Source organism: Paludibacter sp. 221, from assembly GCF_010501035.1.
Classification (GTDB): domain Bacteria; phylum Bacteroidota; class Bacteroidia; order Bacteroidales; family Paludibacteraceae; genus QVMH01.
This window is the reverse complement of the sequence record NZ_QVMH01000082.1, coordinates 1-5,723: the sequence shown is the minus strand read 5'-3', so window position 1 is coordinate 5,723 and position 5,723 is coordinate 1. Positions and strand designations below refer to the sequence as shown.

5 protein-coding genes are annotated in these 5,723 nt (G+C 40.9%); 4 read left to right on the top strand and 1 reads right to left on the bottom strand.

Annotation, left to right across the window (positions count from 1 at the left end):
• From D0T49_RS12985 to D0T49_RS12685, 3 genes are all read left to right on the top strand, one after another.
• Positions 1-450, top strand: a 450-nt coding sequence (locus D0T49_RS12985) for a hypothetical protein (protein WP_203583484.1), incomplete at its 5' end; no start/stop codon positions are given.
• Between the two features lie 828 nt (positions 451-1,278).
• A complete protein-coding gene (locus D0T49_RS12690; RefSeq protein WP_163632261.1) occupies positions 1,279-2,487 on the top strand; it encodes a hypothetical protein in 1,209 nt (402 codons plus the stop codon).
• Positions 2,488-2,630: 143 nt separating this feature from the next.
• Entirely contained in the window at positions 2,631-2,891 is a 261-nt protein-coding gene (locus D0T49_RS12685) for a type B 50S ribosomal protein L31 (protein WP_163632258.1), read from the top strand.
• Between the two features lie 65 nt (positions 2,892-2,956).
• Here D0T49_RS12685 and cls read toward each other — a convergent pair whose 3' ends face one another.
• On the bottom strand, positions 2,957-4,375 hold the full coding sequence (gene cls, locus D0T49_RS12680; protein WP_163632254.1) for a cardiolipin synthase: 1,419 nt from the start codon (positions 4,373-4,375) through the stop codon (positions 2,957-2,959).
• Positions 4,376-4,834: 459 nt separating this feature from the next.
• On the opposite strand from cls, the gene D0T49_RS12675 reads away from it, so the two are divergent.
• The coding region (locus tag D0T49_RS12675; RefSeq protein WP_163632251.1) for a hypothetical protein at positions 4,835-5,723 on the top strand (889 nt) is incomplete at its 3' end.

Genomic DNA, 5,723 nt, shown 5'->3' with positions numbered 1-5,723 from the left:
ATTTCGACTTATGCCGAGTCGCGAGAAGCATCTATGTCTCATGAATGTTGGTTGTGTGTTTCGCAGAGCCGCACAGAGTTATTCACGGAGTTGCGCAGAGTGTTATTCACTTCTACGTTGCTCCGTGTTTTTCTTTGTGTGGCTTTGTGGGATTGCCCCTCCAACCTCCCCGGCCTCTCCCGCCTTTCAGGCACCCTCTCCAAACGGAGAGGGAAAAAGGAAAATAGTTTTTGGGAGGCTTATTATTGCTGGTGCGGATATTTATCTGTGCATGATTCGTATAGCGGCTTTCAGCCCGCTTTACGGATAAAAGGGGAAAGATACGCTTATGTTCGGCGTAGCGGGACTGAGGCAAACAAATTAGATATAACTGCTTTTCAAGCAGGACACGGACTACAATTTCCGACACGTCGGAATGTAGCATCCGCGTCAGCGGGGGGATACGAATAACGTCGCGTACCTACGGCACGCTTGTAATAAGGTGGCTTGTACTGTTACCAAACTTAAATCCCTACGGGATATTTTAAAAATATGAATAATAGATAATAAATGTAGGGGCGCAAAATCTTTCGCCCGAATAGAAAGAAAACAAAAGAGTATTACCGATAAGGCGGGGGAAATAGCGGATTTAAAATCCGTAGATAATAGCTTTCGGATTGCCGCTCGAACTTGTTCGCTTGGTTTACCAAGAAATCCGAAAGGACAAAGATATTACCCGTAAAGCGGACTTTAAGCCGCTATACGGGCAAGATGGGAACGGGCTCGAATAGATTAAAGAATCAAGAGCCAAGAATCAAGATAAAAGAAATAAGAATGAGGAAAAAGGTGAAAGGAAAAAGTATAAAGTTACTTACTTGCCTCTTACTTCTTTGTCTCATCGGATTTCTTGGCAAGCCAATGGAACAATCCGCTTTGCGGTGCGAACAAGTTCGAACGGCAATCCGATGATGTACTAATAACGGATTTTAAAATCCGTAGATAATAGCTTTTATCTACTTCCCCTCGTTTGTAACGAGGGGTTAAATGGGGATTACGTTTGAAACGTAAAACAACAATCCTCTCGTTGCAAACGAGAGGGAGAGAATAAAACAAACATAATTTATCCGTAAAGCGGACTCAAATAGATTGAAGAATCAAGAGCCAAGAACCAAGACAAAAGAAATAAGACAAAAGAAATAAGAATGAGAAAAAAGGTGAACATAATTTATCCGTAAAGCGGACTTTAAGCCGCTATACGGAACGGAAACAAATAATAATTANTTCCGACAGACTTTAGTTTTGTTCTGTCTTTTTCAATTTTCGTTTTTCATTTTTAGTGCAACTGCACAAGTAACCATTGGTGCTGACTCTCAGCCTAACGAGAATGCTGTATTGGATTTACGCTCCAATTACGCTCCAAACAAACATGGCGGTTTGCTTCTTCCCCGTGTAGAGCTTACAGCGTTGGACGATGCTTCGCCACTTGCTGCTCACATCGAAGGTATGACGGTTTACAACACGAAAGAGGATGCTGCTAACTCCCTGCTTAAAGGTATTTATTACAATGATGGCGAAGGCTGGGTACGTCAGCAAGAAGCTATTCAGCAAGAAAGCAGGACATTTGTATACGTAGACAAGAACAGCCCTAACACAGCGGGGGCGGCATTTGATGATGTCTCGCCACTGGACGAAGAAGGTAACGCGAACTCCAATTTTCAGAACGATAATACCCTTAAAGCGAATGCCAATTATCTCTACATAGGTTTAGACAACTCCATGTGGATATACAATAGCACGAGTAGTACATATATTACTTACACCTCTCCGGCAGCCACGGCATGGTACGTTGCAGGAACAAGCACCGACGCAGGGGCAAGCAAAACGGCTCATATCAAAAGAAGTGGAGCTGTTACTATTGATAACCGCCTGATAGTTACCGGAGGAAAAACCCATGCGAATGGAGCTATTAATATGTACTATAACCCGGATGAAATAACAAAGACAGGTGGTTATAAGCAGATTGGGATTGCTTCATACACCCGCCAGCGAATTGCTTCCGGAGTTGAAAATACAGAATACCTGATAGGTGCGCGGAGCCATACTTTTTTAGGTGATGGAAGTAAAGGTACTTTGAATGTACTTAAGTCCGTAGATGTGCTTTATGGTATTTGGGAAACTAATGTTACGGGTAAAGTTAAAACCGCGTATGGTATATATGTACAGGGGGCTAAAAATTCGGGTACTATCGATTTGAGTTATGATTTATATATAACTAGTAGTAAAACAGGAACTACCTCGTGGGGGGTATATGTAGCTGGAGCTGAGAAACGAAGTCTTTTTTCAGGAAGAACATTGTTTTATTCAGGAGTGCAGTTAGGGGGAGGAGGTGGAACGGCCGAAACTGATTTGACAGGAACTTTGCGAAGAGATGGGGCAAATCTTATTTTTCATAACGGGACTGAATGGCGCGTAGTGACAACTACAAAATATTCAAATCAAAATCCGTAATCGAATCAGAAATTACGCCTGATTCAGCCACTTGAGAATGTTTCGGATAAAAATATCGGAATTTGTTTGATAAATCCATATAAATTAGTACCTTTGCAAGCCCAAAGTGAAATAAAAGTCTAAAAAATTAAAAATATACAAACATGAAAAGTGGTATTCATCCTGAAAATTATCGTCCGGTAGCATTCAGAGATATGTCTAACGGTGATACATTCATTTCTCGTTCCACAGTTAATACAAGAGAAACTGTTGACATCGACGGTGTAACTTATCCGTTAGTAAAATTAGAGATTTCAAACTCATCGCATCCTTTCTACACAGGAAAACAAAAACTTGTGGACTCGGCAGGACGTGTTGATAAGTTTATGAACCGCTATGCTAAACGCATGGAATCGAAGAAATAATTAGTACAAAAAAGTATATAATACGAAAAAGGGTGCCGTTCAGTTTTCTGAATGGCACTTTTTCGTTACATCAGCGGGGCAAATAACCGTAAAAAAGATTCGAGCAGCTTTTTCCATCCCGGGCGTTTTACCCACTCTTCGAGCACAATTTCTTTGCACCCTTTTAGGTCTTCGAAAAATATCGCTTTGTTTTGCAGCGCTATATCCGCGTCGTACATATAGCAATTAATCTCGAAACTGGCTTCGAAACTGCGGAAATCCATATTAGTCGACCCTATTACCGACACATAGTCGTCCGATACCATCGTTTTGGCGTGTATAAACTTGGTTTGATGTTCGTATATGCGCATGCCGGCTTCAAGCAAATCCTCGTAGTACGAGTGCATGGCAGGGTCGATGTATGCCGTATCCGATTTTGCCGATACCATCAACCGCACGTCAACACCCGCAGCGGCTGCGGCATATAATGCATGAAACAAAGCATCGGTAGGCAGAAAATAGGGAGTTTGTATATAAATGTACTGCTGGCTTTCTACAATGATGCGGATAGCCGCATGCAGAAGGTTGGAGTAGGGCGAGTCGGGCCCTCCTGAGGCTATCTGCATCAGATTGTTCGAATATATTTTTTGTTCGGGGAAGTATTCGCGCTTATTCTCTACCGTTTTTTCGCCCGACGAGCTCCAGTCGTTCAGGAAGTGTGCTTGCAGCCCCAACACTCCCTGTCCTTTTATCCGCAGGTGGGTATCCCGCCAGTTAGGGTCTTTTGCATACTCGTCGCCTATGTTCATGCCGCCTATGTAGCCTATTTTGCCGTCGATAACCACCACTTTCCGGTGGTTTCGGTAATTAATGGTGCGGCGTATGCGTGGCAACGACATTTTCATGAAAGGGCACACCATCACCCCGCTTTTTTCCATTTCGTAATAAAACTTAGGCCGTACGGTGATATTGGCTACATTCTCGTAAATAAAACGCACTTCTACCCCTTCGGCAGCCTTTGCCATCAATATCTGTTTTATCTCCTTTCCGGTTTCATCCTTGTTGAACAGGAAATACTCCATATGTATATGGTGTTTTGCATTTTTCAGGTCGTCAATCAAGGCGGCAAATTTGCGCTCTCCGGTAGTCATTATTTCCACGTCGCTACCATACAGTACATCAGAACATTCGCTTGGTTCAAGCAACTTTACGAGGTCGTGGCACGAATCCGGTACTTTATCTTTATTCCGGCAGAGCGATTCGCTTTTGGGGATGCTGTATGTGTGTTTCGCCCCTCTTTTTTTGAAATATTTTTTGCGTTGCGTATCCTGTCCTAACACGTAGTACAAAATAAGCCCGAAAACAGGGATGAAGTTAAGAATCAGTATCCATGCCAAAGTACGGATGGGGTTCCTGTTTTCGGATATAACTATAAGCATGGTACCTATAATAACAAGTACATAGGCTACGTAGATAATAAGCCTCAATACAGATACAAAATCCATTTTTTCAATTAAAGTTTAAAATATTGATAAGTCCGGTACAAATATACTGTTCAAATATAATGAAAATTCTTGTTCGTAATATATTATACTGAGCCATGTGCCTAAAAATCGCTTTTGTATCGTAGCCGGACGTATTAATAGCGAAGCAAATCGCTTACATGGTAAATAAAACAAGCTTTACTTCATTTTACTTTAATTATAAGCAAAAAAAAGATTTTATTATAAAAAAAATAAATATATTTGCGTAACTCATTATTGTGTTATGATGCAATATGCTGTTTGCGTTTTTTTTAGAGCTTGTTTAAATTTTACAAAAAAGGACATAATTTATTGCGAAAAAGACATATGTAAAACTATAACAGTTTCTTTGTGGAAAATTTAAACAACCTCTTAGTAGCCTGATAATTGCTTTTTTTATTGAAATAACTCTATAAATGTTAACTTTTTTAATTTATGCTTATGAAAAAATTTTTATTTTTTGTATGTATTAGCCTATTGTCTTTTAGTGCTTTTGCACAATTGACAAATTTGCCTAATAAATTTAACGAGGCCAAATTAGTAGGGCATTGGGAATTCAAATCCGAAGCCGAGCTGTTCAAAGCTACTGTAGGTGAGGATCTTATTTCTTTGATGGATGAAACTCTGATTTACCATCAGGAGGTTGACGGTGTTAGTACCGCTAGGTTAGACTTGGGTGGTGCTGTTACGTCCGGAATGACTGTAGCGCACGGTATTGCTGCAAACGGAGGTTCTGATACAAAAGTAAATAACTTTGCCATGATGTTTGATATCAAAATTGATGCAAACAAAGGTGGTAGTGGTAATGAAAACTTGAGTGCTCTCTATTGGAACAATGCTAAAGATGACGGATCTACCTTCGTATCATTCAGTGATAATACAAATGCCGGTAGGGTAAACGGAGTTGGGCTAAGTACTTACGGAACAGACCTGCTTCTTCCCGGAGATTGGAACCGAATTATTCTTAACGTCAATCTGGAAAGCAGCAAGTATGATATCTACGTTGTGCATAACGACCGGACTATCCGTACAAATTCAGCTGCAAGCCAAGGTGGTGTGGAACTTATAGCAGGTAAGGACGTGGTTTTCTGTGGCGATTACGCTAAAGGCACAGAATATGGAAGATACAACGTTTCTCAAATAGCATTGTTTAATAACTATCTGACAGCTAAGGAAATTGAAAATCTTGTTTACGGAGGCCTTCCGGTGCCATCTACAGATGATAATGGCCCTTGGTATAAAATTCAGGTATTGGGAGAGGGCTCAGGAAGAGAAAACAGGCTGTTTACAGCAGAAACAGACGCTAACTCCAAAGAAAGAGTAAACGGAC

Bases quoted from the DNA above. Each gene is read 5' to 3' on its own strand.
- cls (WP_163632254.1), bottom strand. From the start codon at position 4,375: ATGGATTTTGTATCTGTATTGAGGCTTATTATCTACGTAGCCTATGTA.
- D0T49_RS12685 (WP_163632258.1), top strand. From the start codon at position 2,631: ATGAAAAGTGGTATTCATCCTGAAAATTATCGTCCGGTAGCATTCAGA.